Origin of the sequence: Loktanella agnita (assembly GCF_046640325.1) — a bacterium.
In the GTDB taxonomy this organism is placed as follows: Bacteria; Pseudomonadota; Alphaproteobacteria; order Rhodobacterales; family Rhodobacteraceae; genus Yoonia; species Yoonia agnita.
In genome coordinates, this window is the sequence record NZ_JBJMBF010000001.1 from 257,651 (window position 1) to 283,652 (window position 26,002).

Here is a 26,002-nt window from a genome sequence, read left to right on the forward strand (position 1 = left end):
TTACCCTCTCCGACCGATCGCGCCCCACGGGCCCACACGGCTGATCAGATCCGGCTGCCCTATTGGCATTGCCCGCTCTGTCACAGCGTCATGACCATACAGCGCATTCCGCATCCCCGCCTTGTCGACTTGATACTCACGGTCAAGAAAATCAACGACATAGGCCTTCTTTTCATCTGGCCAGCGGGCATAGGCCCGATAAAAAACCTCCTTGTGGCAGATAAACAACTGCCGCGCATCCAGCGGTGTCATCTCGGCCAGCAGCATATTCACAAGGCTCGCATCCGGGTGGGCCTTGGCCCGCAATGTATAAAAATAGGCCGGGTGTTCTGACGTGATCCGTGGCCATGGGCCATCTTCCTCGGCCCAGCGGACCAGCGCGGCCAGCCCATGCCAGGCTTCGGGCAGCAGTTTTGCATGTTTGCGGCCCAACACGCGCAGGTCGCGTTCGCGCGCGCCAGTCAGCTGCTCATTCATCGACGCCGCAACCGCGACCACAATAAAATCCATCTTCTGACGCAGGATCGCCGCCGCATCGGCACCGCGCGCATCGGTGATCGGCTCCACCAGATCATTGAGGTTCAGAAACTTCGCAATGGCCGAGCGTTCGCTGAAATCAAAGGTAAAGGGGATCGGCAGCGCGCCAACCTTGGCCTTGTTGCCCGCGACAATAGCTGCCGGATGCTCCACACCGCGAAAGACGTAAAGCCCGCCGAAAAGTGCTGTCCAGAAATTCTCTTGCCCGAATTCCATGTGGCGCAGGTTGACCGGGTTGCGGGCTACATCACCGGTCTGTTTAGCCATGCCGATCATCTCAGCAATGAGCATATCATCATGCCAGGCATCCGGTTCGGTCTTGAACCGGTCAATCAATTGACCCAGCTTTTTGGCCGTGGCCACCGTGCCACTGGTCGTATCCGCCTCTACCGTGACTTTGAGGATATTGAACAGATCAGCAGGTGCCTGCACCCCATAGATCGAGTTGATCAACTCCCCCGCCACCGCATCACGTGCAGTCAACGCAAACAGCTCGGACCGATTTTCGTTGATAAACTGGCGTAGAATTTCGCGCGCTGTCGAGAATTTTGCATTCAACAGCGGCGCATCCGCCTGTTCGGTCGTCAGCAGAATGAACTGACGGTTCACACCCGCATGGTTCAGGTAAAGCTCATCGCCCAGTTCATCCCCGACCTCAGGACTATAGCCCGAAATATCGACATGAAAGTCATCCAACGCCGTTTCGCGACCCGTCAAATGCTTCAGCGCACGATTATACCGCTCCACCAGCACCGGGCTGTCCACCCGGATCAAGTTGCCAAACATGAGGCCCTTTTCGATCAGTCGGTGCACGAAACCCTCCGTATGATGGGTGATTTCACCCATCTTGTCTTCAGAACCCTCACCATGTCTTCTTCACCCATTTCCGCGGCAACCCCGCCACCGAAAGCAACAAAATCGGGGCCCAAATCATCGCAGAGGCCAATCCAAGTCGGCCAAAGAACACCACCGTCGCAGCGACACCCGGAGCAAACAGCTGCGCCGCAGTAGCCCCCTGCCAAAGGTAAAGACAGACGAACATGCCCCCCGCCAGCAGAAAAATCAGCATGGTGGATAGAAACGCATTCAGCAAAAGCGGTTTCACCCCTTCGGGCAGAACACGCGCCAGCAAACGGGGCACAAAGAACGCAAGCGCGGCGAGGGCCAGCGCAGGCAGAAACAGGCTGTCGGAAAACAGCGCCATCTTAGACAGGCCTTATGTCATGAACTGACACCGATAAATTCCCTCTGGACCGTAGCCATCTCGCCAGACGGCTCTGAATTTTCGTGCGCTCGCAACCAACCGTCAGGCTGCTACCTGTAATATCAAGCACCTGCTCGCTCCGTAAAAATAGGTACTATGACATCATACAAGTCCCCCACCAAATAATCGGGCAACTGATAACAGGTTTCTTTCATATCATTTCGCCCAAGAGGAACAAATATCAGACCGTGCGCAAATCTTGCATGAATGAGAACCAAGGCGTCGGTCATCTCAAGACACCAACCAAGCCAATCATTGAACAGTCGATCTCTCTCCTGCTTTTCCGGAATATTCCTCCACTTTCGATTTAGCCTCGCATTAAACATTAGCTCTTCTCCTATCGGGAAGAAGTCGTTCCCACCGAAATTGTGCGTATATAAGTTGAAATCTCCGTCTTCAGAAATATGAGGATAATTCTTTATTGCTGCATCAAAAGAGTAATGATTTGCCGTTTCGTGCCGCAAGCAACGAGCCACCTCGTAACCCTCCCCCTTAGCTAGATTATTAACTTGGTGTTGAGAATCTCGCGAAAGTTCAGAGATGATCGCGTCATTTTTTCTCTTTTCGATCGATTTTAGAAACTCCAAAAATTCAAATAGTTTCGCGCTCCAAGTTCGAAGCAAAACGAAGCGAGCAATATTTCCCGCACTGTCTATCGATGGAATTTTCGTGTAAGGGTGGTTCTGTGCCAAAAAAAGCTTTCTTAGAGCATTCACCTCACTTACCGCGAAGCTAACGACAGAGAACACTACAAGGTGGTTTTTTGGCAAGCCTTTCAATGTGTTCCAATCAAGATCAAACTCTTGAAACTCGATTTTTGCGTCACTCATTCCTTCCCCTCCAGATACCGCCGCTTCGCCTCTTCCTGCCGCGCAAAATCACGCACCATCGCGTCAATCGCCACCGCGTCGGATTTATCCGCGTAGCGGAATTCGCTATCGGCGTAGCGGTTGATCTCCTGCACCACCATCTCCACCGTGATCGGCTGACGTAGCTCAGAGATCATCGCCTTCTTCGTATCGTAATCCTTGAACATGAACAGATCCGGCTGTTCCATCCATTCATCGGGCAGCTCGAAATCCATCGCGCGGACTTTCACCGCATCGGTGATATTCTTGATCGCACGCCCGGTGAAGCGTTCATCCGCCTCCTGAATACCCTTCAGATAGGTGCCAATCTTGGCAATCGTATCCAGATCGCCCACCTGACCATGCACCCGTTCAAAGACCCGCATCAGCCCTTCTTCATGCGGGCGGGCATGGCTTTCAAAACTGGCGGCGACGGCTTTCTTGATCTCCTGCGCGCTGAAAACCTCATGTTCGCCCACGGGGATGTCGTGGTTCTTACCCATCAGCAGATACAGGATGTCGATATAATCATCGCGGGTCTGCGGCCCATCCACCAGAAACCGCGCCCCGGCGCGCTGGCGCAGCGCATCATCGACATTTTCGGGATAGTTCGAGAACATCCCAAAGGTACAATTGCCCCGCACCACCGTATTGGCCCCGGCGAAGCTTTCCATCAGCACAGCGGTGATTTCCAACTGACCGGCAGATGATTGACGATCCCCGCGCTTGCCCGCCAGTTGGTCGATATCATCAATCGTGCCAAAGCCAATCACATGCGGGTCCAGCACATTGCGGATAAACGCCTTGGCGTTCTGCCCTGATTTGCCCTGATAGCTGTCGATATTTTCGGTGCTCAGATTCTGATAGCGAAACGGATAGCCCGCAACCTGACAATAATCATGGATCAGCCCGGCCATCATCTGGATCAGGGTCGTCTTGCCCGTACCCGGCTTGCCGTCCCCCATGAAGGTGAATATGAACCCGCCAAGTTCGGCAAAGGGGTTCAACCGGCGGTCAAAATCATAGGCCATCACCATTTTGGCCAGCTTCATCGCCTGATATTTGGCGATATGGTTGCCCACAACCTCATTCGGTTTCTTGAAGCTCATGGTCAGGGTGGACCCTTTGGCTTTGCGCGCCGGGCTAAAGCCCTGCACCGCAAAATCATCCGCATCCACCCGCCAACTGGCGGCGTTGAACGGTTCCAACCGGCCCGCACCCGCGGCACGGGCGGCGACTTTTTCCATCAGGGTTTCGGCAAAACCCAGCACAGTCGCCACAAGCTTTGGCTCTGATGTGGCATGGGTTGCGATATCCTGATCCAGTTCCCACAATGCGCCATGCAGGGCAAGCTGGCCGTTATCCAGCAACACCTCATCAATCTCACCCAGCTCCACCACCTCTTCGGTCGCATGGGAGGCCAGATAATAAGCGGTCGCAGAGCCGAATACATAGAGCATAATCAATGCTTCGGCTGTCAGATATTCGCTGAAATCCGCGCGGCTGGTATCAGGCAAGGCCCCTTCCAGATTGGCGCGTTTCAGATCTTTCAGCGGTGTGCGCTCCGCATATTGCTCGGCCACAGCCAGCGCCACGGCAACGGCGCGGCGCAGCGATTGCAGCACGCTGGCCTGCAAGGGCGAAATCAGACCATCGCCCCCCTCCACAGCCTCAACCCGCGTGGTCAGTTGTACGCCTTCCTGACGGGTGACGCGGCGAGTGACCAAGCCCGGGGTCGTCGACCGGAACGCGCGGCGCGTGCCGATACCAGACGAGCGTTCAGGTGCCGCAGCCGGCGCCGCGTCAGCCTTGGCGATCCGGGGCGCATGATCGAACCCATCGATCAAATCCAGCGCCGCCGCGTAATGCTTGCGGATTTCCTCCTCGCGCAGCTCCATCTGATCGCTTGTCTGGCTCATGCTCTCTCCTTCACGCGGGTCGGCCACCCACATTTCCTTCCGTAAGGTGGATCTTGACCCACCCTACCTGTAACTCAACACCCGGCCATTGCGGCTGACCACAAATTTGCGCACGTCACGAAAGCCGGGCGGATTGCGCTCGGCCAGCGCCTGATAAGGGCGCTCTGGCATAATCAGTGACCGCTCCATGCGGGTCGCGCCACTCTCCGCCCCGCCGCCTTCGAACGGGTCGAGCGCGAATATCTGGCGTTCTACCGTGCCGAACCAGCCCGATTTTACATTTTCCACACGTGCGGATTTCAGCTCTTCCTCGGTCCAGACCAGCGCCCAATCTTCGCCCACAGGGGCATTGGCGGCCTGCAACACATCGCGGAGCGGACCGGACTGGCGGGTAAAGGCCGAGGAATACATCGGCCCGATATGAAACCGGCGCAGGCGGATGGGGTGCAGATCGTCGAAATCTTCGTCAAACCCTTTGGCGATGGTCACCAGTTTCAGATGAGCCACCGATTGCGCCATTAGATGCGCCTGTGCTTCAGGCCAGCGTCGTTCATCCTTGGGCAGGCCCACGCGCCCGGTATCTTCAACGTCCATCAGGTATATCGTGGGCAGGTTCACCTGGCTGTCATAGACCGCCCAATGCACCAAAAACCGGCGGCGATCCGCGACGTTTTCAATCCAGACCGCCTGCGGATCATTGCGGGCCCAGAACTGATCGCCGCGCGCCAGTTCCTCGTAATACATCCGTTGGGACAGCGCATATTGCAGCTTTGTCGGGATCTGCTGTTCGGCCAAAATAACGCGCACCATCTGATCCTTCAGCGCCGCGACCGAGGGCTGCGATTCCAGATGCCGCGCCGCCTGCTGGGCGTCATTGGCCATCTCCAAAAGCTCCTGATACACAGGAAACCCGCTTTCACGGCGATCAAATGTCAGCGCACCCGCATGAGCATAACGCCCCGCAAAATGGTATTTGTGGGACAGGGCGGTAAAAGTCCAGTTGAGCCCCACCAGATAGCGGGCCAAGGCCTCGATATCATGCCGCGAAAATCGGCCCTCCGCCTCCATCGTTGCGGCCACCTTGGTCAGATAGCCGGTGATTTTGGAGAACTTGCCGAAATACCTCCGGGTGGTGCGGGTATCTTCCAGCTTGATATGATCGGCTTGGAGGTCAGTCTGGGTCATGACGTCCCTATAACGCGGATCGCAGTCCCGGACGTGATCCGGGACCCCAAACAAGCCGCAGCAAGAGGTCCCGGATCATGTCCGGGACTGCGGCAGATCACAATTCGGCCCCATAGGCATTGCTATCATGCTTTTCCACAATCTTCTGGAACCGGCGAACAAAGCGTTCATCGGCTTTCGCTTTCTGCTCCAGCACCTCGCGGGCAAAGACCATGTGGTCCTCATGGGCCTCCAGCATATCGGTCATCCGGGCGTTGGTGGCAGAGCCGATGGCCGCCATTGCTGTCTGCGCTTCCTGATCAGTCTGCACCCCGATCTCGTTGATCTTGTGGGCCACGTCCTGCTGCTGCGCCGTCTTCAAAGATTTTGACAGAGCGTCATATAGCACAACACGTTGCTTGGTGTCTGTTTGCAGCTTGTTGATCAGCACCATCTGGGTCGCCGCCTGGTTCTGCAAACTGTCGATCCAGGTCTTGCCCTTCTCAATGTAGCGTTCCAGCGTCTGGGATTTCGCGATCTTGACCTGCTCTTGCTGCACCATTTCATTATACTGGCTGTTCAGGCCCGCAAGTTCAGTTTCCAGCTTGGTGCGGGCGGCGGCGTCCTGTTCCACGGAAATCTTGCCTTCAAGGTCGATGATCTTGGGATCCATACCCAGAATATCGGCCTTCAGCGTTTCCAACTCGCCCACCACGGCCTCACGTTCCTGCAACGTGCCGGACAGGTTTTGTTCGACGCTGACCTTCTGCTCATTCAAAACAGCCAACTGCCCTTCGAGCAGCTTCATGATCACGTCTGATTTGCTGATCAGGTCCTGCAGTTTGTCGTCAATGCTGGCTGTCCGCATCCGCTCTTGCCGCATACTGTCGGCCTTGGCTTTGCTAAAGAAACCAATCACCGTCTCCATCCCGGTCTTCGACCGCATCTGGTCGAAATCACGCGAAAAGGCCGATGTCACATCGTCCAGCCCCATAATCAGCTCGGCGATATTGGCATTCATCACTTCAGTATGCTGATGCACGTCATCCAGTGTTGCGTTTTCAATATCCACGGCCACATCCGTGCCCTGCGCCATTTTCGTGCGCGCGGTCTCGATCCGGCCGGTCAGCTCGGAAATTTTGCTCTGGGCCTCGGCCACCTGGGCCTGAGACTCCTGAATCTGCGTTTCAAAATCCGCCATTAGGGCACTCCTCAATAAACCTGTCTTACAACTTATATGGCCACGTTAACGGCGATGTGAATAGGGGGGCGTGGTCAGAGCCTGTTTGAACGCAGGTTGCAGCACATCCGCCACGGCGGCGCTGCGTTACACGGGCATGCGATGGCAAGCACCTGTAGCGAAACAGGCGAAGCGGCCGCGACCACCATGACGTGTGATCAGGGGTTAGGCGTCGACCGTATCGTCCTGCTCTGACGAACGGTCCAATGCGTCGGGGTCCGGTCCAAGCAGTTCTTCGGGGTCGATGATCTTGGGCGGCAGTTCCACGCCACGCTCAAAATTCTCGGGGTCGACGCGCAGCGATTCCTCGCGGCCACGAATATGCACCTGCATCGGCGTATCAACCTGATCGTATAGGTCAATGATATCATGGTTGAACATACGGATGCAGCCAGCCGATCCGGAGTTGCCGATTGATTCCAGATCATTGGTGCCATGAATGCGGTAATAGGTGTCGCGGCTGCCCCGATATAGATAGAGCGCACGCGCGCCCAACGGACTGCGCAATCCGCCGGGGATCCCGCCGCGAAAAGCGCCGTAAACTTCGGGTTCGGTCCGCAGCATGTTCTGCGTTGGTGTCCAGCCTGGCCATTTGCGTTTCAGCTTGATCGTCGCCCCGCCCCGGATCGACTTGCCCGCACGACCAACACCCACCGGGTAACGGGTGGTCGTCCCGTCTGCGCGCACATGGTACAGAAACTTTGCATAAGGGTCGACGTCGAGCGTGTTCGGCGGCTGCTCACCATTATAAATACCCGACATGCGGCGGTTGACGCCTTGCAGGTATTTGCTGGGAATGCCGGGCAGTACATAATCGGAATCTGGCAATAGACCATAACCGGGCAAAAACTGCGCCACCTCTGGCTCTGTCAGGCCGGGGATTTGCACAGGGCGCGCGCAGCCAGCCACGCTGGCCAGCATCATAGCCCCGAAAGAACGACGTGTCAGATTAATCATAAGACAGGCAAACCCCGATATTCACAACGAATCTCCTCTTATCAGGGTGACTGATTGAGATAAAATGCCCAACAGGCGGTTTCTTGCAGAAGCATTACAAAACGTGACAATCGCGCCCGGCGGTGCGGGTGGTCAAACTGCGCAGACCGCAAAAGGTTCCGATAAATGGCGAGAATGCGTGCCGCGCTTGACGTCAGGCCGATATTTCAGTCAGCTTACATGCAATAATTGTATTTTTGGATCATTGATGTGCTGGATATTACCTACGGCAACCCCGCGTGGAAGGACGATAGCGCTGCGGCCAATGCAGAGGCGCAGCACCGCGCCATCCTGACCCGTGATGCAGAGGGCCCTGACGACCGGCGCGCCATCTGATTTTCGGATCTGGGCGCGCTAACGGCCTCGCAGGAAGAGCTGGCGCAAATTCCCGAATTGGAACGGCTGATTGTTGGTCTTGCAAGAACACCTGATGGAAAGCATCACGGACCGACGCAAAATCTTTCCGATCTGGGGCCGCTGCCAAGGTTGACCAATCTGCGCGCACTCAACCTTATGGACACAGGTGTAAAGACGCTTGACTTTGTTGAGCACCTCTCCGCGCTGCAAAGCTTCAACCTCAGCCACACAGGGATCACCGATCTTTCATTCCTGCTGCAATTACCGCATTTTGCCGGGCTCACCGCGCAGTTTCTTTCGTTTTTCGACACCCCCCTTGCCAGAGAGGATCGGCGTTGGGAAATGCTGTCGGGACTGTCACCAGAGGTCGCTGCCAAGGATGTGATCCTTTATCTGCGCGGCGAACATCCCGACCTACAGCCCCCGGCCGAAGGCGCGCAGGTTGCAACGGGCGCGGCGGGGATGCTGGCCACCAGCCCGGTGCAATTGGAAGAGCGTGACGGCAAGGCCGAGATTGTCGATGCGGAAATCTTTCACCCACCAGTCCCGATGGATGGTGGCAAAGGCCAAGACACTTTGGAAGGGTTGCACGTCACGGCCGACAATCTGCTTTCCGAATTGCAGCACGGGGTCAACGTCAGCCCCAGACTGTTACGCCGGGTCGAACGCTATGCCATCGCCGCCCACCCGTCCGGCACCCCGTCTTTTGCCCTGCTCGAAGGGGCGATGGTCCTGCTGCGCCCACTCGTGACGGACCCCTATACCCGCGAGCCACTCGACCCCGGCCTGATCGCCGGTCTAGAACAGTTGGTCACCCTTCATGACAGCTTTGGCGGCCCCAGCGCCACGCCGGACCCGCTGCCCGTACTGCCCCATCAGCCTGACACGCCCGATCAGACGGCGCAGGCAACCGAGACCATCGAAAAGCTAGCCGAAACGATCAAGGACGCCACGCAAGCGGGGTTTGTCGGTAACACGGTCGTCTTTGCGATCAACTCGACGGTCGAGGCTTCCAATGCAGCCGCCGCGCCTCTCCACCGGGATGCGCCGGCGGAAGAGGTCGAACAGCGCAAGGGATTTTGGTCGTGGGCGCTGCGCATGAGCGGAGGGCTGGCGAAGGGGCTTGAACAATATATCAAGACCCACCGGCTAATCGCTTCTCCCGAAGTGCAGGCATTGCTGATGCGGCTTACCGAACTGATCTCAAGCTTGGCCCCCTATTTCAACGTCTGATCACCCCACCACGTTGTGATCCGGCCCATAGGGGAAGCCGGTGATGTTTTCATTGCCGTCATCCGTGACGATCAGGATATCATGCTCGCGGTAGCCACCTGCCCCCGGTTGGTCGTCGGGGATCGTCAGCATCGGCTCCATGCTGATCACCATGCCCGGTTCCAGCACCGTGTCGATATCCTCGCGCAGTTCTAACCCGGCCTCGCGCCCGTAGTAATGCGACAGCACGCCGAAAGAGTGCCCATAGCCAAAGGTCCGGTATTGCAGCAGGTCGCGCGCGGCGAGGAAATCATTGATCTGCGCGGTCACGTCAGAGCAGCGCATGCCCGGTTTCAGCAGTGACATCCCGAATTCATGCGCCGCGACGTTTGCCTCCCATATCTTACGCGACGCCGGATCAACCGCGCCTACGAACAAGGTCCGCTCCAACGCTGTGTAATAACCGGAAATCATCGGAAATGTGTTCAATGAAAGGATATCACCGTGTTCCAACGCGCGCGATGTCACCGGGTTATGCGCCCCATCGGTGTTGATCCCTGATTGAAACCAAACCCAGGTGTCGCGATATTCCGCATCGGGAAAACGCGCGGCGATCTCCAGCTCCAGCGCGTCACGGCCAGCCATGGCTACATCAATTTCGCGCGCGCCGGGCCGGATTGCATCGCGGATCGCATAGCCCCCCACATCGGCCACGGCGGCACCCGCGCGGATCAAATCCCGTTCGGCGGCTGATTTATGCATCCGCTGGTGCATCGTAGCAGGGGCAATGTCGGTCAGGCTGGACGGGTGCAAAAATGCGTTCAGCTTGTCATACTGTGCCAGCGTCAGATGATCGGCCTCATACCCGATGGCGGCATTGGGTCCGGTAACGGATAAGATCGCGCGCCAATAATTGTCACGCTCCCAATCGGTATAGGTGATGTTATCCCCGTGACAGCGCCGCCAAGGCTGGGCGGCATCAATACCCGCGCTGATCGTGACGCTTTCCGATGCTGTCACAACCAGCCCATAGGGCCGTCCAAAGGCGCAGTACAGAAAGCCAGAATAATAGGCGATACTGTGCATGGAGGTAAAAACGCAGGCACTGACACCCGCATCCGCCATGATCGCGCGCAGCCCCGCCAGCCGTGAGTCATATTCCGATGACGCAAAGGGCAGCACCTTTTCACTCTGATGGAAACGATAGAATTGTGGACGTGCAGTCATGTCAGACCCTCGCGAAAAGGCCCCGGCGTTCAGGACAAAATAATGGGAATCACAACGACGCCATCGTTGCTGAGGCAAAGCTAGGCCGCACAGGGCCGCAAATCAACGCAAATCCCGCTCGGAGCAAGGCGCAGCTGTGGAACGGCTGATGAGATTGACTTTCACATCACAATATTGAGCAAAAATGGGAACCGGAAATTTGCGCGGATCGCAGCGATGGTGTCAAGAGAGCCCATATTGACCGATGCTGCGCGTTGCATGAGCGGCCGCAATCTGAGCAAATGGGTTATTCGCTAAATTGGAAGACAACTCTTAGAGTGCGCATCATGAATGAAATCGGACCCTTAGTTTACCTGAAATTCAAGCCATGAAGGGTAGAGGCCGAAATGCCCCGTGCTGGTGCGGCTCTGGCAAGAAGTTCAAAAAATGCCATCTCGGTCGAGATGCTCAGCCGAAGGGGAATCCCTGGGATGCTGTGAATGTAAACCGAAAAGCCTTTTCCCAAAAGAAGTGCTGTGCGCGCGACGTAGGTTTAGGTGATTGCGATGGCAGCGTGATCAAAGCTCACACTGTCTCGCGCGGACCGAACCTGACCAAGATCGCCAAAGATGGCCACGTGCTGCACTATGTTGCGAGCATATCGGACATGAACAAGAACGGCGGAAAGCTATCTGTGAAGAAGATCGGCATCAAAGATGCGTCAGTTTTCCACGGCTTTTGCAGCAAGCATGATCGAGAGCTTTTCTCCTGTATCGAGAATGAAGTGTTTACGGGACGACCCGATCAGTGCCTTGCTGTGGCCTATCGCACAATGAGCAGAGAACTCTATGAGAAGGATGCTGGAGCGCATTTGCGTGAAACGTTGCGGGAGGCCGACAAGGGTTTGAAACCTTTCGAGCAATTCATGCTTCAGCAGATGCTGGACGAGATTGACACAGGGAATGAAGCTGCACGACGCGAACTAAAGGCTACGCATGATGCGTTGACCAATGCACTGGTGGATGTCCGTCTCGATACAATTAGGTCGGTTGTCTTTGAATTTGCGGCACCTTTGCCATTCATGTTTGCAGGTGCTTGGTCGCCCTTTACCGACCTCCATGGGGGAGAGCTTCAGAAAGGGTATGCGGACGAACTTCTTGAACAGATTTTCGTTTCTTCGTTTGCTGGTAACTCCAGCGCTACGATTTGTGTTTCTTGGCGAAATATTGACGACGCGCCCGGGCATGTCATCGCAGATCAGCTTTTGGCGCTGCCGGATGATCAACGAGCTTTAGCGTGCCTTCAGTTTGTAATGAAGCATGTGGAGAACGTCTTTTTCAATCCCGACTGGTTCCAAGCTTTGGATGTCAAACAGAGAGAGCGGCTCAACCAGCTTGCAGCCGACGGTCTCGATCCGATGGGAAGCGTCCCATCAATGCCTGTTCACTTGGATGTAGATTTTCAACTGCCTGCGTCAGCGAGATCGTTTCAAGTTTGACCACGAAATGGCGTTTCGCCTTAGCGATTTTGCTATTTGCGGTCATTGGAGTAACCGCAGCGAATGGTCGGTTTGTCCCGCACTGCGGACCTTGGGCAAAACCATCCTCAGGGTCCGGTATAGGACCGAAGTGCGCGACGTCTATACCAACGTGTCGTTGCGCCGACCTTGATCAAATTCAAAGAAACCCCCTCCACCCAGTAAAAGCCGCCGGCGTTCCACCGCAGGCGCCGGGCCACCGTCGGCCCGCCCCGTGGGGCGGGCAACGGTTGTGATCACCGCCCGTCCGGGTATTCCGCTGGTCCTTTGATCTCTAGCTTATTGCCGAATGGATCAAAGATATAAAACGAATGCCCCATACCCCGCGCGCCGCCGTGGGTGGCTTCGCGGTCGATCTGCACCCCGTGTGCGGCCAGATGTGCGCGCATCGCATCAGGCGCAAAGGGGCTGGTGGCAATGCAAACATGATCCACGTTGCACCCGCCCGATACGGGCGGCACAGCGCTGGCCGCCCCCGGATGGGTGATGTCCCACAGCACGATCAAGGCTGCCCCCGCCCAGACCTGTTCCATCCCCAATGCAGGATAGGAATAGCCCGGCACGCAGCCCAATACGTCTTGATAAAACGCCAAAGCGCGCGGCATGTCATCAATGGTGAACACCACATGATCAATGCCGACCAGGGTGAAGGGCGGTGCCATTACGCCGTATCCCAAACCGGGCACCACGGCCCATCGACAAGGCGCAAGCCGCGCTCCAGCCCCTCGATCCGCTTCAGTTCTTCAGCTGTCAGCTCCACCTCAACCGCAGCAAGGTTTTCGCGGATGCGGTCAGGATGCCCGGCGGATGGGATCACCACATGACCTTCGGCCAGTAGCCACGCAAGCGCCACCTGACTGGCCGTCGCATCATGCGCCGCGGCAATCGTCGTCAGCACCGGATCATCCACCACCGCACCGCGCGCCAGCGGCGAATAGGCTGTCATGCGCAGCCCCAAATCGCGGCAATGGTCCACGATGGGCCGGTTTTGCATAAACACGTGTAGTTCCACTTGATTGGTCAGCAGCTTGCGATCACCCAGCAGCGACACTGCGCGATCCATATAATGCTTGGTGAAATTCGATACACCGATATGGCGGCAGAGCCCGGCGTCGTAAACTTCGGCAAACTGCGCCATGTAGTCTTCGATCGCGTATTCGTCCTTTATGGACGGGTAATGCAGCAACAGCAGATCGACCGGGCCCACGCCCAGTTTATCCAGCGAAGCCTCTACATGGGGCCGCACCTGACCGGGGCCAAAGCTTTCGGGGGCGACCTTGGTGGTCACCCACAAGTCTTCCCGGGGCAGACCAAAATCGGCAATTGCGCGGCCGACGTGTTCTTCGTTCTCGTAACCTTCGGCCCCGTCAATATGGCGGTAACCCGCCTCGAGTGCCGCCAGCGTGCCTTGATAGGCCGCATCGCCGGGCCGGTTCCAGGTGCCATATCCAATGCGTGGTATGTCTTGCATCATGCTAATCTCTCTCCCAAATTCAGACCGCGCAGCGCGTCTTCGGCGACCATCGCCTTTTTGCCCGCACGCTGCGCCCGTGTAATTGTGACCGCACCGTCGCCGCAGGCTATGGTAAAGCCCCCCAGCACCGTACCCGGTTCTGCTTTCGCGTCAGCCAGACAACTGCCCAGCAACTTGACGCGTTCCTCACCCACAAAACACCACGCACCCGGGGCCGGTGACAGCCCTCGGATCAAGCGATCCACCTCTGCCGCGCTGGCCTGCCAATCGACCCGTGCCTCTGCCTTGTCGATCTTGGCGGCATAGGTCACGCCCGCCTCTGGCTGCACCTGTGGCACCAGTTCGGGCAGATCGGCCAGCGCCTGCACAATTAACCGCGCACCCATCGAAGACAAGCGATCATGCAAAGCGCCGGTTGTTTCTTCCGCGCCAATCGCGGTTGCCTCGCGCAGCAGGACCGGGCCGGTATCCAGACCTGCCTCCATCTGCATGATGCACACGCCGGTTTCCGCATCCCCCGCCATAATCGCGCGGTGGATTGGGGCCGCCCCGCGCCAGCGCGGCAAAAGCGAGGCATGGATATTCAAGCAGCCATGGCGCGGCGCATCGAGCACCGCTTGCGGCAGGATCAGCCCATAGGCCACGACCACTGCCACATCCGCCTGCAACGCTGCGAAGTCTTCCTGCGCATCTGCATTTTTCAGTGAAACCGGATGGCGTACTGTCAGACCCAATGCCTCTGCCCGCTGCTGCACCGGGCTGGGACGGTCTTTCTTGCCGCGTCCCGCCGGGCGCGGCGGCTGGCTGTAGACCGCCACGATATCGTGGCCTGCATCCACTAAAGCCTGCAAAACCGGCACCGAAAAATCCGGCGTTCCCATGAATACGATCTTCATCGCGCACCCCCGTCAGTTCGCGGACAGAGCTACGCGATTAGCCCGCGCCCTGCAAACCAGATGGCAGAGATTATTGTGTGATGCCGCTGACCCATGTCAACGACAACTACGGTGCCAGCTTGCGCGCCTTTTTAATCAGCATATCGCGTTTCACCCGACCCAGCCGGTCAAAGAACATCTTGCCCGCCAGATGATCAATCTGATGCTGCACCGATGTCGCCCAAAGACCCACAAAGTCGCGCTCCTCAACCACACCAACCGCGTTCAAAAACTGGACAGTGACTGCGCGCGGACGGCTGAGCTTTGCCCAGACCCCCGGCAAATTGGGCGAGCCTTCCTCATGTTCGCGGAATTCCATACTGGCGTGCAAGATTTCCAGGTTCGCCATGCGCACCGCCTGCCCGCGCTTTTCGGAGGCATCCACCACGGCCAACGCCAGAGGGATGCCCAGTTGTGGCGCGGCCAGCCCGACACCGGGCATGCTGTCCATCGCGCGGATCATCTCATCCCAGATCGCGCGGGTTTCATCGGTCACCGCGTCAACAGGGGCCGCAGCTTGGCGCAACACCGGGTGCGGCCATTTCACATAGGGGCGGTGGCTCATACCTCGGTGCCGTGATCGGTGATCAGCACGCCGTTCAGATGATCCAGCTCATGCAGCACACAAACAGCACCCATCCCGTGAAACCGAGCGGTCTGGCGAATGCCTGCGGGGCTGGTCCAGCCCAGATCAACCCAGACCGGGCGCATCACGTTAAAACTGCGTTCTGGGATCGACAGGCAGGCCTCTGGCCCCATTTGCGAAAACGGCGCCTTTTCGACAATCTCGGGATTCACAAAGGCGATCGGATGCGGCTCCGCCTCTTTCCATTCCGTGTCGATCACGAATACCCGCGTCGACACGCCCACTTGCGGGGCCGCCAGCCCACGTCCGGGGGCGGCATACATCGTCTCGAACATGTCCGCGACAAGGGTCTGTAGCGCGTCACCGAAATCAGTGACCGGGGTCGCCACCTCGCGCAGGACCGCATCACCGTCCAGCCGGATGTCGCGCAGCGCCATCAGGCGCGGGCCTTTTCGCGCTTTAGCTTTTGCATCTTGCGGGTGATCATCTGGCGCTTTAACGGCTTGAGGTAATCAATGAACAGCTTGCCATCCAGATGGTCAATCTCGTGCTGGACACAGGTCGCCCACAGCCCGTCAAACCGTTCGCGGCGGGTCTTACCGTCCAGCCCCAGCCATTCCACCTCTACCTCTGCCGGGCGCTCTACCTCGGCATATTGTTCGGGGATCGACAGGCAGCCTTCTTCATAGACGGACCGCTCTTCAGACTCCCAGACCACAGCAGGGTTGATCAGCACCATAGGATCAGGCGTTGCGTCTTCTTCCTTTTCGCAATCCATCACCAGCACCCGCGACATGACCGCCACTTGCGGGGCCGCCAGCCCGATACCGGGGGCGTGATACATGGTTTCCAACATGTCATCGGCCAACCGACGCAGATCATCATCAACCAAAGCCACAGGGGTAGCCGATTTGTTCAACCGCGGGTCGGGATGGATCAGGATATTACGTAATGTCATATGCGGCATTTAGGGGGCTGTGGGAAAAAATGCAATAAGACAGACATGTAACCTTGAAGTTACATCGCGCCACCACCAAGTAACTTACAGGTTACACGTAAGGAGGTGCCAGAATGTCCACAAACCCACTAGCCCTAACCCGATTTTGCGCCAACGCCGCGCTGGTCGCGGTCTTGCTTGCCTTTCTCGTGACAATCCCTGCTGGTTATGGTGATCAATCATTCTGGGCATGGCTGATCGGCGCAATTGCCATCGGCGGGGCCATCGCACAATTCATCGTCTCGATCTTTGCACCCCGGTCCATCCGACCTGCTTGGGACGAACAAGTCGTTGCCAGCCACCGCGCCTCACTTCAATTCGGCTATTGGATGGCGCTTTGTGCATTTGTCGTCCTGTTCTTGCTCACCCAATTCGGCAGCCTGTCAGCGGCTTCCGCATTTTTCGCGATGGCCCCCATTCTTGCGGCGGCGCCATCTGTCTGGATGATCGGGGCGGCCTTGGCAGGGCGTGCGGGATGATCCTGTTGCATAACCAATTGCGCGCGCATCGCACGGCGGCAAATCTGACACAGGCCGCCCTTGCTGATCAGGTCGAGGTCAGCCGCAAAACAATCAACACGGTGGAAAACGGCGTCTTCATCCCCTCCACCGTGCTGGCGCTGAAACTGGCGCAGGCCTTGAACACAAGCGTTGAAACCCTGTTCCAACTGCCCGATTAAGGCTTGCCTCTGGCAGATGCTCCGTTAGCTTGCCGCAAGAACCCGAACCGGAGCCTGCCATGACATTCGACACTGCCCCCGACCGTCGCAACACCCACTGCGTGAAATGGGACGCGATGGAAGACATCTATGGCGTCAGCCCGGATGAGGGGCTGGCGATGTGGGTGGCCGATATGGAATTCGCCGCGCCCGACCCGATCAAACAGGCCGTGCAGGTGATGGTCGATCACGGGGTCTATGGGTATTTCGGCGATGAAAGCCGCTACCGCGCGGCGATCCAATGGTGGATGGAAAACCGCCATGGCTGGAAAATCGACCCCGCATGGATTTTCACAACCCATGGGCTGGTCAATGGCACCGCCATGTGTATCGACGCCTTCACCAAACCCGGCGACGGGGTTGTGATCTTTACCCCGGTTTATCACGCTTTCGCACGGGTGATTGCCGCCGCCGAAAGGCAGATCGTGGAATGCGAACTGGTCAATAATGATGGCCGGTACGAGATGGACTTCACCGCCTATGATGCACAGATGACCGGCAATGAACGGATGCTGATCCTCTGCTCGCCGCATAACCCCGGCGGCCGGGTCTGGACCCGCGCCGAACTGCAAGCCGTCGCCGCATTCGCCAAACGGCATGAGCTGATCATCGTCTCGGACGAAATCCACCACGACCTGACCATGCCCGGCCAGACACATATCCCGATGACGCATATCGACGGGATCACCGACCGGCTGGTGATGATGACCGCGACGACCAAGACCTTTAACATCGCGGGCTCGCATTCCGGTAACGTCATTATCGAAGACCCGGATCTGCGCGCACGTTTTGCAGCCCGCATGGCGGCACTCGGGATTTCGCCCAACAGCTTTGGCCTGCACATGGCCACCGCCGCCTATAGCCCCGTAGGGGCCGCCTGGGTGGATGAACTCCGCATCTATCTGGATGGTAACCGACAAGTTTTTGATGCGGGCGTGAATGCCATTCCGGGGCTGAAATCCATGCCGCTGGAATCCACCTACCTCGCTTGGGTCGATTTCGCGAATACCGGCATGAACCGGGAAGAGTTTACCAACCGGGTCGAACAGACAGCCAAGATCGCGGCCAATCACGGACCCAGCTTTGGCAAGGGCGGCGAAACCTACCTGCGCTTCAACCTCGGCGCGCCGCGGTCCCAGATCGAAGAAGCTGTGGTACGGCTACAAAAGGCGTTTGAAGATTTGCAATAGAGAGTGCGAAGCCGCTCGACCATTTTGCTTGGGCCGATGGCCGACAAAGTCTCTTTATGGCAGAAAGTACCGAAGCGCGTAGTGCCGCGCTCCGGTTACGCGGCTGCAAACCGCGCATGAACAATTCTCGAACACAATTGCAATGTAAAATGGCGTTCTTCGGCGCACAGATGCACAGGTCACAACGCCCTTGCGCTCAGACGGAACCAAAGCACGGGTTGGCCACTGCAACCCGACACCGCTGACACACAGGCGGCCGTGATGCCGTCCGCGACGGATCCAGCCCGTCAAAGGCACGTCGGGCTTGGGTGTGGCGTTGATCCGAAAGTGCCCGCATCTGCGCGGCCAGTGTCGGAACGATATCCAAAGCGGCCCCGTAAAAATCCCCCAGCACCGGCAGAAAGTCGACCACCGCGCGCATGGCGGTGATGGCATTGGTGAACTGCTCTCCGCCGGCCACGCCACGCATCGCATCAGACATCTCGATATTGATGGTCGCAACAGCATCGATGCGGCCAATGATATCAGTAAATCGGCCCATCGCCCCAGTTCCGACCGCAACATAACGAGATGTCGCAGCCAGAAACGCCTGCGTCTGCGGGCTGCGCCCCAACGCAGCCGCATCCAATAGCCACAGATGGCTACTGATACGGCTGCCAATGTTCGAAATCTGGGTCAGATTACCCTTCACTTCATTCCAGTTCTCGGCCTGAACATTCCGGTTGGCCGCATTCGCCGCCTGCATATGGCTTGTCATTTGCGCGGCAAGCTCCGACAATTGCGTGTCCAGCGCATCGGCGAAATTTACAAAGGCCTTCGGGGCCGTCACGCTGCGCGGGAAAAGCTTGCTCGGCGACCCCGAATACCGCTCTTCGGCTTCGTCCGACCAAAGTGCCGTGCCCCTATCAAGATGCGACAGCGCCTCGTTGAAATCATCCGGCCCGGTGCTCATACTCCAGCCGACGCTGGCAATTTCATCCATCGCCCGGCGCATCTCCAGCGCGCGGGCACTGTCCGGGGTGTGTTCGATACTCTGAATTGCCTTGTAGAATACGCACAGGCAGCGATTCATGAAGCCCACAATATTGTCTATATCCGATTTCGCCCGCCAATACGGCGACATGTAGCGCTGGGTGATGAAAATTCTGTTGCGCGATGACCAACCCGATGTTGATGTCATAAACCGTACCCCATTAATAAAAACACAATGTCACCAAGCTTGCATAGCGTGATTTGCCATAATAGTCTGGAATGCCCCACCTTTCGGGCAGCCGTACGCTTCACCTGGCGGCGCGACACCAAGTGGATTAAGCCGCTTTCGTCACACCGCCGATGAAGCCCAAGGTGGTCCAAGAGAACGCAACATCCCGCCACAATCGCACGCTTTGATTTACGAGCGTGGACTACCAGACGCGCTATGGTAGCTATCTCGCAAAACAGGCGAGGATGATGAAATGTTGCGACATGGTTTTCTGGCGTTGGGTGCTGTGCTGACACTGACTGGCTCGGTCTTGCTGGCGCAAGAGGATGCAGAGGGCAGCGCGGATCACCCGCTGCTGACCCGCTATCCGGGCTTTCACATCGCCGAGGTCAACGGCAATGACTTCAACCAAGCCCGCATGATCGTCGGACCGATGCAGGACGGCGCACTGTCCCTGATCGACCTGACAGGCCAGGTTAGCAATACCACATACCTTAGTGAGGACGGTGCGGTCTCCGGGTTCCAACTGATTGCCAACTACAAAGAAGCACTGGACCAGCTGGGTGCAGAGATCCTGTTCTATTGCACCACCCCGGCGGACTGCGGCGGTAGTAACACAGATTTCTACAATGCCGCCGCACAAGAGCCGTTGCTCTTTGGCGGCCCGCGTATCGAATTCTTTGCAGACTACGGCATTCTTACAGCACGGGTCACACAGGACGGCCAGTCCGCTCATGTGATGATCGTAGCCTCTGCCTCGGATTTCAGCACGGACCGGGCCGTCTATCAGGCTGTTGTCACAAACAGCGATATGGAAACCGGCAATATCGGGATCGGTTTGGTCGAAGATATCACCGCCCGCGTCAACGACAGCGGCACCGTGGTGCTGGACGGCGTGCATTTCGATTTCGACACCGCCAGCCTGACCGCGCCCTCCGCTGCGGTGCTGGACACCATCACGGACTACCTGCAAGAAAACCCGCGAAGCAGCTTCTTTGTTGTCGGCCATACCGACAGCGCGGGCAGCTACGATTACAATCTGACCCTGTCACAATCACGGGCCGAGGCGGTGGCGGCAGCGCTTGTCACACGCGGCATTGCGGCTGAACGGCTGCAAAGCGTAGGCATCGGACCGGTGGCACCAGTGGCAAGTAACGAGACCGACCAAGGTCAGGCGCAGAACCGGCGGGTGGAGCTGGTTTTACGGCCATAACCGGCTGGGGCGTTTTCCGGGCGCAGCCTATCACAAGACTTTAAACTGAAACAAAAAACGCCCCCGGTTTCCCGAGGGCGTTCTGCATTGCAAACCGTAAGGTGGATCCAGATCCACCTTACTTGTGGCTTATCCGCGCTCTTCGACGATCTCGACGAGGTGCGGAATGCTGTTGACCATGCCGCGCACGGAAGGTGTATCTTCCAGCTCGCGGGTCCGGTTCATCTTGTTCAGGCCCAGACCGATCAAAGTCGCGCGCTGTTTTTCGGGGCGGCGGATCGGGGAACCGATCTGCTTGACGACGATTGTTTTAGCCATGGTTTAAGCCTCCTCTGCGACTTGGGCAGAAGCGCCGGGCGCTTCATCCCGCTTGGGCAGGATATCAGCGACCTTCTTGCCGCGACGCTGTGCGACGTTGCGAGGCGACTGCTCTTTGGTCAAGCCGTTCATCGTGGCCCGGATCATGTTGTATGGGTTCTGAGAGCCGATCGACTTGGAGACCACGTCCTGCACGCCCAGCATTTCGAAGACGGCACGCATTGGACCACCTGCGATGATCCCGGTACCAGCCGGGGCGGTGCGCATGACAACGCGACCAGCGCCATGGCGGCCTTCCATATCGTGGTGCAGCGTACGGCCATCGCGCAGTGGCACGCGGATCATCTGACGTTTCGCCTGCTCGGTCGCCTTGCGGATCGCCTCGGGTACTTCTTTGGCTTTACCTTTGCCAAAGCCGACACGGCCTTTTTGGTCACCAACAACAACAAGCGCTGCAAAACCAAAGTTCTTGCCGCCTTTTGTCGTCTTTGACACCCGGTTGATGGCGACCAGACGGTCGGCAAATTCGGGTGTTTGCTCTTCACGGTTGCGGCCACGGCCGCGATTTTCACGTTCTGCCATCAAGGGCGTCCTTTTATTCATTGCCAAAAGGCATTGTCCAATCGCGGTCGCGTCAAGCGCCGGATCATCGAGGATGGGCGAAAACACCCACCCTACAGGGTCTGCGTAGGATGGGTGATTTCACCCATCCCGTTGTCTTAGATCTTCAGACCGCCTTCGCGGGCTGCTTCGGCCAAGGCCTTGATCTTGCCGTGGAAAAGGAAACCACCACGGTCGAAATAGGCTTGTTCGACACCCGCTTTCTTGGCGCGCTCTGCAATTGCAGCACCCACCTTAGTCGCGGCGTCGACATTGTTCTTGCCGACAACGCCCAGATCTTGTTCGAGCGACGATGCGGACGCAATAGTCACGCCGTTCACGTCGTCGATCAGCTGGACGCTGATGTTCTTGTTGCTGCGGTGTACCGACAAACGGGCGCGGCCCTGATTGGCGGTGACGGTGCGCAGCTTGTTCCGAACGCGCATGCGGCGCTTCAGAAACAGTTGTCTCTTGCTGTTTGCCATTTTCGCGTTCCTTACTTCTTCTTACCTTCCTTACGGAAGATATATTCGCCTTTGTACTTGATACCTTTGCCTTTGTAGGGCTCGGGCTTGCGCCATTCACGGATATTCGCCGCGACCTGACCCACAAGCTGCTGATCAATACCTTCGACGATCACATCAGTTGGCTTGGGGGCTGTCACTGTGACACCCTCAGGCACTTCGAAGTTCACGTCGTGGCTGTAGCCCAGCGACAGTTTCAGCACGTTGCCCTGCATCTGTGCGCGGTAACCCACACCAGACAGCTCCAGCTCTTTTTTAAAGCCGTCGGTCACGCCTTCCACCAGGTTCGCCACCAGCGTGCGGCTCATGCCCCACTGCTGACGGGCGCGCTTGGATTTGCCGCGCGGAGTGACGCTGACAATGTTGTCTTCAACACTGATGCTGACGTCATCTGTCGCTTTGAAGCTACGGGTCCCTTTGGGGCCTTTCACTTCGACCGTCTGGCCGGACACGCTGGCAGTCACGCCAGAGGGCAGCTCAATCGGTTTCTTACCAATACGAGACATGATTTCCCCTTAGAATACAGTGCAGAGCACTTCGCCGCCAACATTGGCAACCCGTGCATTTGCATCCGACATCACACCCTTGGGGGTGGAGACAATCGACACACCCAGGCCCTGACGGACCGATGGGAGGTCATGTGCGCCCATGTAGACGCGACGACCGGGCTTGGAAACCCGCTTCACTTCGCGAATGACAGGGGTGCCCTCGTAGTATTTCAGGCTGATTTCGAAAGCAGGATGGCCGTCTTTGCCGTCCTTCTTGTCGTAACCGCGGATGTAGCCTTCGTCAGCCAGCACATCCAGCACCCAGCCGCGCAGCTTGGATGCAGGTGTTTCCACCGTGCTTTTGCCGCGCATCTGGCCGTTACGGATACGGGTCAGCATATCACCGATAGGATCGTTCATCGCTTACCCTCCCTTACCAGCTGGACTTGACCATACCGGGAATTTCGCCATTGGAACCAAGGTCCCGCAGCGCGATCCGGCTGATCTTGAGTTTACGGTAGTAGGCGTGTGGACGCCCGGTGAGCTGGCAACGATTGTGCAGACGTGTCGCCGAAGAATTACGTGGCAGTTTTGCCAGTTCAAGGCTTGCCTTGAAACGCTCTTCTACGGGCTTCTCTTGGTCGTTGATGATCGCTTTCAGCGCGGCGCGCTTTTCAGCGTACTGGGCCACCAGCTTTTCGCGCTTCTTTTCGCGCTCGATCATGGATTTCTTAGCCATATCTAATCTCTCCCTGACGCTTAGCTGTTGAAGGGCATGTTGAAAGCTTTCAACAGCGCCTTGGCTTCAGCGTCGGTTTTCGCCGTGGTGCAGATAACGATGTCCATGCCCCACATCTCATCGACTTTGTCGAAGTTGATCTCGGGGAACACGATGTGCTCTTTCAGGCCGGTGGCATAGTTGCCGCGACCATCAAAAGACTTACCGGACACGCCGCGAAAGTCACGAATACGGGGCATTGCCACCGTGATCAGACGATCTAGGAATTCATACATGCGATCTGCACGCAGGGTGACCTTGGCACCCAGTGGCATATCTTCACGCACCCGGAAACCAGCGATGGATTTCTTGGCCTTGGTCGTCATGGCCTTTTGACCAGCGATCGTGGACAGGTCTTCCTGTGCCGACTTGGCTTTCTTGCTGTCACGGACAGCTTCAGCACCACAGCCGATGTTCAGAACGATTTTATCCAGACGCGGGATCTGCATATCGTTGGCGTAACCGAACTCTTCCTTCATCGCAGCGCGGATCGTGTCCACATACTGCGTCTTCAGGCGGGGGGTATAGTTTGCAGCGTCAAGCATCAGATTGCATCCCCTGTTGTCTTGGCAAAACGGACCTTGTTGTCGCCATCCATGCGGAAGCCAACACGGGACGCTTTGCCGTTTGCATCAACGATTGCCAGATTGGACAGATCGATCGGCATCGCTTTGGGGGTACGACCGCCCTGCGATTGCGCCGATTGCTTCTGGTGGCGGATCGCGACGTTAACACCGTCAACGACAGCCTTGCCAGCTTTGGGGTCAACAGACGAAATCTCGCCCGTCTTGCCTTTGTCTTTGCCGGACAGGACGATGACCTTGTCACCTTTGCGGAGTTTCGCAGCCATGGTTACAGCACCTCCGGAGCAAGCGAGATGATCTTCATGAAATTCTTGGCGCGCAGTTCGCGAACAACTGGCCCAAAAATCCGGGTGCCGATCGGCTCACCGTTGTTGTTGAGGATCACAGCCGCGTTGCTGTCGAAACGGATGGCGGTGCCATCTTCGCGGCGAACTTCTTTGGCGGTGCGCACGACGACGGCCTTGCGGACGTCACCTTTCTTTACGCGGCCACGTGGAATGGCTTCCTTCACCGATACAACGATAATGTCACCGACACTCGCGTAACGACGATGGGACCCACCCAGAACCTTGATGCACTGAACACGGCGCGCGCCGCTGTTGTCAGCAACATCCAGGTTGGTTTGCATCTGGATCATTTGGTTTCTCCCGACCTTTGGGGGGCGATGCGTGCCTGATCCCCAGGGTTTCGATTACAGCGGTCTTCGGAAATCTGATTGATGGTTCAGGTCTTCCGAAAATGCCCTTGTACTGGAAATGAGCGCCTTAAGAGGCGATCACTTCCCAGCGTTTGGTTTTCGACTTTGGTGCACATTCCTGAATACGGACAGAGTCACCAACGTTGAAAGTGTTGTTTTCGTCATGGGCCCGGTATTTTTTGGACTTCCGGACAGTCTTGTGCAGCAGCGGGTGCTTGAAACGACGCTCAACCGAAACGGTGACGGTCTGGGCGTTCTGGTTGCTTGTGACAACCCCGGCTAGGATACGCTTGGGCATGGATTAAGCCTCCGATGCCGCAGCAGCGGCCTTTTCGTTCAGGATAGTTTTGACCTTCGCGGCGTTGCGGCGGGCAGCGCGCATTCCGGATGTGTTTTCAAGCTGGCCAGTGGCCTGCTGGAAACGCAGGTTGAAAGCTTCTTTTTTCAGGTTCACCAGCTCTTCACGAAGCTGATCGGGTGTCTTGTCCCGCAGTTCATTGGCGTTCATGCCGCTTTCCTTTTCAACATCACCGGCAGGCCGCACGCAGGCGTGACCCGATTCTCCGGTGGAGTGGGTAGAAGTGGGCCGTATAGGAGGGTTGGGCAGGGTTGGCAAGGGGATATAGGCCACCAACATTCATCTATCGGATGCTTTCCAATATAATGTTGATGAAGGATGGCTCTGGCCCCCATAATAGTCCGCAGAGGTAAGGCAGTTGAAGTGTTCGCAATGTGATCGACCGGCATTCTATTCTGTATCGGAGCAGAACATACCGCTTTGCCTGAACTGTTATGCTACGTGGCATCATATTCAAACGGTAGACTTCTTGAAGACTGCTGCATTGCTGAACAATGCCGATGATCAGATGGATGCAGTATTGGGCATTGTCGGGCCTAAATCACGCATACCAGTAGAACAGATCGCGCGCGCGATAATGAGGAGCCCAACATTGAATAACTTCGTTATTAACAACTCACAGGTCGGAGTGCTGAACACCGGTTCAATTGATCGCATTGATGCCGCTATCACGCTGAGCAAGGGCTCCGATGTTGAACCAATCATGGATCACATCAAGTCAGTTGTGGCGGCTGTGATTGCGTCAGAAAATATCGAAAATGCGGAAAAGAACGAAATCATTGACCTGGCCGATGCGGCCGCTGAAGAATTGGTGGGACGTCGCCGCCTCCCTTCTATAATAGCACAAGTGAAAGCCATCCGAGAGAAGATTGGTGGCGTGCTGGTTTTGTCTGATGCGGTAGACAAACTACTCGAAGCGGTGCGCAATGGTTTGACATAAGACCCCCGCCCGGCGGCAACGCCGGGCAGCGCCCGACCCTCCCCACGGGAGGGCGCTTCGCACCCACCCAGTGTCAGTCGCTGCCCTCAACAACCTACCCCAACGTAGTCCCGGACTTGAT

34 protein-coding genes are annotated in these 26,002 nt (G+C 57.2%); 8 read left to right on the forward strand and 26 right to left on the reverse strand.

Annotated elements, in window-relative coordinates; translation table 11 throughout:
* The 7 genes from ACJ5NV_RS01345 to ACJ5NV_RS01375 all read right to left on the reverse strand — a co-directional run bounded on the left by ACJ5NV_RS01345 (position 1) and on the right by ACJ5NV_RS01375 (position 7,929).
* Positions 1-1,350, reverse strand: a complete 1,350-nt coding sequence (locus ACJ5NV_RS01345) for a DUF6638 family protein (protein WP_411641722.1) — start codon at positions 1,348-1,350, stop codon at positions 1-3.
* Positions 1,351-1,399: 49 nt separating this feature from the next.
* Complete coding sequence (locus ACJ5NV_RS01350; protein WP_411641723.1) at positions 1,400-1,741, reverse strand: hypothetical protein; 342 nt, start codon at positions 1,739-1,741, stop codon at positions 1,400-1,402.
* A gap of 122 nt (positions 1,742-1,863) precedes the next feature.
* The gene (locus ACJ5NV_RS01355) at positions 1,864-2,631 is read right to left on the reverse strand and encodes a hypothetical protein (RefSeq protein ID WP_411641725.1); all 768 of its coding nucleotides are present in this window, start codon (positions 2,629-2,631) and stop codon (positions 1,864-1,866) included.
* On the reverse strand, positions 2,628-4,568 hold the full coding sequence (locus tag ACJ5NV_RS01360; protein ID WP_411641727.1) for an AAA family ATPase: 1,941 nt from the start codon (positions 4,566-4,568) through the stop codon (positions 2,628-2,630). Before ACJ5NV_RS01360 ends, ACJ5NV_RS01355 begins: the two co-directional genes overlap by 4 nt.
* Positions 4,569-4,631: 63 nt before the next feature.
* The gene (locus ACJ5NV_RS01365) at positions 4,632-5,753 is read right to left on the reverse strand and encodes a hypothetical protein (RefSeq protein WP_411641729.1); all 1,122 of its coding nucleotides are present in this window, start codon (positions 5,751-5,753) and stop codon (positions 4,632-4,634) included.
* A 97-nt stretch (positions 5,754-5,850) separates the two neighbouring features.
* Positions 5,851-6,933, reverse strand: coding sequence for a hypothetical protein (locus ACJ5NV_RS01370; RefSeq protein WP_411641731.1), 1,083 nt, complete (start codon positions 6,931-6,933; stop codon positions 5,851-5,853).
* 204 nt (positions 6,934-7,137) lie between these two features.
* Positions 7,138-7,929 (reverse strand): L,D-transpeptidase, encoded by a 792-nt coding sequence (locus ACJ5NV_RS01375; protein WP_411641732.1) that lies wholly within the window; start codon positions 7,927-7,929, stop codon positions 7,138-7,140.
* Between the two features lie 249 nt (positions 7,930-8,178).
* On the opposite strand from ACJ5NV_RS01375, the gene ACJ5NV_RS01380 reads away from it, so the two are divergent.
* Both ACJ5NV_RS01380 and ACJ5NV_RS01385 read left to right on the forward strand, forming a co-directional pair.
* Positions 8,179-8,304, forward strand: a complete 126-nt coding sequence (locus ACJ5NV_RS01380; protein ID WP_411641734.1) for a hypothetical protein — start codon at positions 8,179-8,181, stop codon at positions 8,302-8,304.
* A gap of 177 nt (positions 8,305-8,481) precedes the next feature.
* On the forward strand, positions 8,482-9,558 hold the full coding sequence (locus ACJ5NV_RS01385) for a hypothetical protein (protein WP_411641736.1): 1,077 nt from the start codon (positions 8,482-8,484) through the stop codon (positions 9,556-9,558).
* On the opposite strand, the gene ACJ5NV_RS01390 is transcribed toward ACJ5NV_RS01385, so the two are convergent.
* Complete coding sequence (locus tag ACJ5NV_RS01390; protein WP_411641737.1) at positions 9,559-10,764, reverse strand: aminopeptidase P family protein; 1,206 nt, start codon at positions 10,762-10,764, stop codon at positions 9,559-9,561. It abuts the gene before it with no gap.
* Positions 10,765-11,131: 367 nt separating this feature from the next.
* Here ACJ5NV_RS01390 and ACJ5NV_RS01395 point away from each other — a divergent pair, with 367 nt between their 5' ends.
* A complete protein-coding gene (locus ACJ5NV_RS01395) occupies positions 11,132-12,241 on the forward strand; it encodes a YecA family protein (protein WP_411641739.1) in 1,110 nt (369 codons plus the stop codon).
* Positions 12,242-12,516: 275 nt separating this feature from the next.
* On the opposite strand, the gene ACJ5NV_RS01400 is transcribed toward ACJ5NV_RS01395, so the two are convergent.
* From ACJ5NV_RS01400 to def (ACJ5NV_RS01425), 6 genes are all read right to left on the reverse strand, one after another.
* Complete coding sequence (locus tag ACJ5NV_RS01400; RefSeq protein ID WP_411641741.1) at positions 12,517-12,942, reverse strand: VOC family protein; 426 nt, start codon at positions 12,940-12,942, stop codon at positions 12,517-12,519.
* Positions 12,942-13,754, reverse strand: coding sequence for an aldo/keto reductase (locus ACJ5NV_RS01405; protein ID WP_411641742.1), 813 nt, complete (start codon positions 13,752-13,754; stop codon positions 12,942-12,944). Before ACJ5NV_RS01405 ends, ACJ5NV_RS01400 begins: the two co-directional genes overlap by 1 nt.
* The gene (gene fmt / locus ACJ5NV_RS01410; RefSeq protein WP_411641744.1) at positions 13,751-14,650 is read right to left on the reverse strand and encodes a methionyl-tRNA formyltransferase; all 900 of its coding nucleotides are present in this window, start codon (positions 14,648-14,650) and stop codon (positions 13,751-13,753) included. The genes ACJ5NV_RS01405 and fmt overlap by 4 nt, the downstream gene beginning before the upstream one ends.
* Before the next feature lie 106 nt (positions 14,651-14,756).
* Positions 14,757-15,254 carry a peptide deformylase gene (gene def, locus ACJ5NV_RS01415; RefSeq protein ID WP_411641745.1) on the reverse strand — a complete coding sequence of 166 codons (498 nt, stop codon included), beginning with the start codon at positions 15,252-15,254 and terminating at the stop codon, positions 14,757-14,759.
* The gene (gene def, locus ACJ5NV_RS01420; RefSeq protein WP_411641747.1) at positions 15,251-15,712 is read right to left on the reverse strand and encodes a peptide deformylase; all 462 of its coding nucleotides are present in this window, start codon (positions 15,710-15,712) and stop codon (positions 15,251-15,253) included. The genes def (ACJ5NV_RS01415) and def (ACJ5NV_RS01420) overlap by 4 nt, the downstream gene beginning before the upstream one ends.
* Entirely contained in the window at positions 15,712-16,233 is a 522-nt protein-coding gene (gene def, locus ACJ5NV_RS01425; protein ID WP_411641749.1) for a peptide deformylase, read from the reverse strand. The genes def (ACJ5NV_RS01420) and def (ACJ5NV_RS01425) overlap by 1 nt, the downstream gene beginning before the upstream one ends.
* A 113-nt stretch (positions 16,234-16,346) precedes the next feature.
* Here def (ACJ5NV_RS01425) and ACJ5NV_RS01430 point away from each other — a divergent pair, with 113 nt between their 5' ends.
* Genes ACJ5NV_RS01430 through ACJ5NV_RS01440 form a run of 3 tightly spaced genes read left to right on the forward strand, consistent with a single transcriptional unit; the run spans position 16,347 to position 18,180 of the window.
* On the forward strand, positions 16,347-16,751 hold the full coding sequence (locus ACJ5NV_RS01430) for a hypothetical protein (RefSeq protein WP_411641750.1): 405 nt from the start codon (positions 16,347-16,349) through the stop codon (positions 16,749-16,751).
* Positions 16,748-16,951, forward strand: coding sequence for a helix-turn-helix transcriptional regulator (locus ACJ5NV_RS01435; protein ID WP_411641752.1), 204 nt, complete (start codon positions 16,748-16,750; stop codon positions 16,949-16,951). The genes ACJ5NV_RS01430 and ACJ5NV_RS01435 overlap by 4 nt, the downstream gene beginning before the upstream one ends.
* Positions 16,952-17,010: 59 nt before the next feature.
* A complete protein-coding gene (locus ACJ5NV_RS01440; protein WP_411641754.1) occupies positions 17,011-18,180 on the forward strand; it encodes a MalY/PatB family protein in 1,170 nt (389 codons plus the stop codon).
* A gap of 196 nt (positions 18,181-18,376) precedes the next feature.
* Here the strand turns inward: ACJ5NV_RS01440 and ACJ5NV_RS01445 are convergent, their stop codons facing one another.
* Complete coding sequence (locus ACJ5NV_RS01445) at positions 18,377-19,360, reverse strand: hypothetical protein (RefSeq protein ID WP_411641756.1); 984 nt, start codon at positions 19,358-19,360, stop codon at positions 18,377-18,379.
* Between the two features lie 274 nt (positions 19,361-19,634).
* Here ACJ5NV_RS01445 and ACJ5NV_RS01450 point away from each other — a divergent pair, with 274 nt between their 5' ends.
* On the forward strand, positions 19,635-20,594 hold the full coding sequence (locus ACJ5NV_RS01450; RefSeq protein ID WP_411641757.1) for an OmpA family protein: 960 nt from the start codon (positions 19,635-19,637) through the stop codon (positions 20,592-20,594).
* 129 nt (positions 20,595-20,723) lie between these two features.
* Here the strand turns inward: ACJ5NV_RS01450 and rpmD are convergent, their stop codons facing one another.
* The 11 genes from rpmD to rpmC form a co-directional block, all read right to left on the reverse strand.
* Positions 20,724-20,912 carry a 50S ribosomal protein L30 gene (rpmD, locus tag ACJ5NV_RS01455; protein ID WP_411641758.1) on the reverse strand — a complete coding sequence of 63 codons (189 nt, stop codon included), beginning with the start codon at positions 20,910-20,912 and terminating at the stop codon, positions 20,724-20,726.
* Positions 20,913-20,915: 3 nt separating this feature from the next.
* On the reverse strand, positions 20,916-21,494 hold the full coding sequence (gene rpsE, locus ACJ5NV_RS01460; protein ID WP_411641760.1) for a 30S ribosomal protein S5: 579 nt from the start codon (positions 21,492-21,494) through the stop codon (positions 20,916-20,918).
* Between the two features lie 137 nt (positions 21,495-21,631).
* Entirely contained in the window at positions 21,632-21,997 is a 366-nt protein-coding gene (gene rplR / locus ACJ5NV_RS01465; protein WP_411641761.1) for a 50S ribosomal protein L18, read from the reverse strand.
* A gap of 11 nt (positions 21,998-22,008) precedes the next feature.
* Entirely contained in the window at positions 22,009-22,542 is a 534-nt protein-coding gene (gene rplF, locus ACJ5NV_RS01470) for a 50S ribosomal protein L6 (RefSeq protein WP_411641764.1), read from the reverse strand.
* Between the two features lie 9 nt (positions 22,543-22,551).
* Positions 22,552-22,944: a 30S ribosomal protein S8 gene (gene rpsH / locus ACJ5NV_RS01475; protein ID WP_411641766.1), complete on the reverse strand. Its 393-nt coding sequence runs from the start codon at positions 22,942-22,944 to the stop codon at positions 22,552-22,554.
* 13 nt (positions 22,945-22,957) lie between these two features.
* Positions 22,958-23,263 carry a 30S ribosomal protein S14 gene (gene rpsN, locus ACJ5NV_RS01480; RefSeq protein WP_411641767.1) on the reverse strand — a complete coding sequence of 102 codons (306 nt, stop codon included), beginning with the start codon at positions 23,261-23,263 and terminating at the stop codon, positions 22,958-22,960.
* A gap of 20 nt (positions 23,264-23,283) precedes the next feature.
* A complete protein-coding gene (gene rplE / locus ACJ5NV_RS01485; RefSeq protein WP_411641769.1) occupies positions 23,284-23,847 on the reverse strand; it encodes a 50S ribosomal protein L5 in 564 nt (187 codons plus the stop codon).
* Entirely contained in the window at positions 23,847-24,152 is a 306-nt protein-coding gene (rplX, locus tag ACJ5NV_RS01490) for a 50S ribosomal protein L24 (RefSeq protein ID WP_411641770.1), read from the reverse strand. The genes rplE and rplX overlap by 1 nt, the downstream gene beginning before the upstream one ends.
* Positions 24,153-24,154: 2 nt before the next feature.
* Positions 24,155-24,523 carry a 50S ribosomal protein L14 gene (gene rplN, locus ACJ5NV_RS01495; RefSeq protein ID WP_045997901.1) on the reverse strand — a complete coding sequence of 123 codons (369 nt, stop codon included), beginning with the start codon at positions 24,521-24,523 and terminating at the stop codon, positions 24,155-24,157.
* A gap of 127 nt (positions 24,524-24,650) precedes the next feature.
* Positions 24,651-24,881 (reverse strand): 30S ribosomal protein S17, encoded by a 231-nt coding sequence (rpsQ, locus tag ACJ5NV_RS01500; protein ID WP_411641773.1) that lies wholly within the window; start codon positions 24,879-24,881, stop codon positions 24,651-24,653.
* Between the two features lie 3 nt (positions 24,882-24,884).
* Entirely contained in the window at positions 24,885-25,091 is a 207-nt protein-coding gene (gene rpmC / locus ACJ5NV_RS01505; protein WP_411641775.1) for a 50S ribosomal protein L29, read from the reverse strand.
* 319 nt (positions 25,092-25,410) lie between these two features.
* Here rpmC and ACJ5NV_RS01510 point away from each other — a divergent pair, with 319 nt between their 5' ends.
* Positions 25,411-25,881, forward strand: coding sequence for a hypothetical protein (locus ACJ5NV_RS01510; RefSeq protein WP_411641776.1), 471 nt, complete (start codon positions 25,411-25,413; stop codon positions 25,879-25,881).
* Positions 25,882-26,002: the final 121 nt, after the last annotated feature.

Coding starts and splice junctions, on each gene's coding strand:
- rpsQ (WP_411641773.1), bottom strand. CDS start 24,881: ATGCCCAAGCGTATCCTAGCCGGGGTTGTCACAAGCAACCAGAACGCC.
- ACJ5NV_RS01395 (WP_411641739.1), top strand. CDS start 11,132: ATGAAGGGTAGAGGCCGAAATGCCCCGTGCTGGTGCGGCTCTGGCAAG.
- rpmC (WP_411641775.1), bottom strand. CDS start 25,091: ATGAACGCCAATGAACTGCGGGACAAGACACCCGATCAGCTTCGTGAA.
- fmt (WP_411641744.1), bottom strand. CDS start 14,650: ATGAAGATCGTATTCATGGGAACGCCGGATTTTTCGGTGCCGGTTTTG.
- rpsH (WP_411641766.1), bottom strand. CDS start 22,944: ATGAACGATCCTATCGGTGATATGCTGACCCGTATCCGTAACGGCCAG.
- def (WP_411641747.1), bottom strand. CDS start 15,712: ATGGCGCTGCGCGACATCCGGCTGGACGGTGATGCGGTCCTGCGCGAG.
- rplX (WP_411641770.1), bottom strand. CDS start 24,152: ATGGCTGCGAAACTCCGCAAAGGTGACAAGGTCATCGTCCTGTCCGGC.
- ACJ5NV_RS01450 (WP_411641757.1), top strand. CDS start 19,635: ATGTTGCGACATGGTTTTCTGGCGTTGGGTGCTGTGCTGACACTGACT.
- ACJ5NV_RS01430 (WP_411641750.1), top strand. CDS start 16,347: ATGTCCACAAACCCACTAGCCCTAACCCGATTTTGCGCCAACGCCGCG.
- ACJ5NV_RS01405 (WP_411641742.1), bottom strand. CDS start 13,754: ATGATGCAAGACATACCACGCATTGGATATGGCACCTGGAACCGGCCC.
- ACJ5NV_RS01445 (WP_411641756.1), bottom strand. CDS start 19,360: ATGACATCAACATCGGGTTGGTCATCGCGCAACAGAATTTTCATCACC.
- rpsN (WP_411641767.1), bottom strand. CDS start 23,263: ATGGCTAAGAAATCCATGATCGAGCGCGAAAAGAAGCGCGAAAAGCTG.
- ACJ5NV_RS01435 (WP_411641752.1), top strand. CDS start 16,748: ATGATCCTGTTGCATAACCAATTGCGCGCGCATCGCACGGCGGCAAAT.
- rpsE (WP_411641760.1), bottom strand. CDS start 21,494: ATGGCAGAACGTGAAAATCGCGGCCGTGGCCGCAACCGTGAAGAGCAA.
- ACJ5NV_RS01365 (WP_411641729.1), bottom strand. CDS start 5,753: ATGACCCAGACTGACCTCCAAGCCGATCATATCAAGCTGGAAGATACC.
- rplE (WP_411641769.1), bottom strand. CDS start 23,847: ATGCTTGACGCTGCAAACTATACCCCCCGCCTGAAGACGCAGTATGTG.
- def (WP_411641749.1), bottom strand. CDS start 16,233: ATGACATTACGTAATATCCTGATCCATCCCGACCCGCGGTTGAACAAA.
- ACJ5NV_RS01400 (WP_411641741.1), bottom strand. CDS start 12,942: ATGGCACCGCCCTTCACCCTGGTCGGCATTGATCATGTGGTGTTCACC.
- ACJ5NV_RS01385 (WP_411641736.1), top strand. CDS start 8,482: ATGGACACAGGTGTAAAGACGCTTGACTTTGTTGAGCACCTCTCCGCG.
- ACJ5NV_RS01370 (WP_411641731.1), bottom strand. CDS start 6,933: ATGGCGGATTTTGAAACGCAGATTCAGGAGTCTCAGGCCCAGGTGGCC.
- ACJ5NV_RS01360 (WP_411641727.1), bottom strand. CDS start 4,568: ATGAGCCAGACAAGCGATCAGATGGAGCTGCGCGAGGAGGAAATCCGC.
- rplR (WP_411641761.1), bottom strand. CDS start 21,997: ATGGCAAACAGCAAGAGACAACTGTTTCTGAAGCGCCGCATGCGCGTT.
- ACJ5NV_RS01390 (WP_411641737.1), bottom strand. CDS start 10,764: ATGACTGCACGTCCACAATTCTATCGTTTCCATCAGAGTGAAAAGGTG.
- rpmD (WP_411641758.1), bottom strand. CDS start 20,912: ATGGCTAAAACAATCGTCGTCAAGCAGATCGGTTCCCCGATCCGCCGC.
- ACJ5NV_RS01355 (WP_411641725.1), bottom strand. CDS start 2,631: ATGAGTGACGCAAAAATCGAGTTTCAAGAGTTTGATCTTGATTGGAAC.
- ACJ5NV_RS01350 (WP_411641723.1), bottom strand. CDS start 1,741: ATGGCGCTGTTTTCCGACAGCCTGTTTCTGCCTGCGCTGGCCCTCGCC.
- rplF (WP_411641764.1), bottom strand. CDS start 22,542: ATGTCTCGTATTGGTAAGAAACCGATTGAGCTGCCCTCTGGCGTGACT.
- rplN (WP_045997901.1), bottom strand. CDS start 24,523: ATGATCCAGATGCAAACCAACCTGGATGTTGCTGACAACAGCGGCGCG.
- ACJ5NV_RS01440 (WP_411641754.1), top strand. CDS start 17,011: ATGACATTCGACACTGCCCCCGACCGTCGCAACACCCACTGCGTGAAA.
- def (WP_411641745.1), bottom strand. CDS start 15,254: ATGAGCCACCGCCCCTATGTGAAATGGCCGCACCCGGTGTTGCGCCAA.
- ACJ5NV_RS01375 (WP_411641732.1), bottom strand. CDS start 7,929: ATGATTAATCTGACACGTCGTTCTTTCGGGGCTATGATGCTGGCCAGC.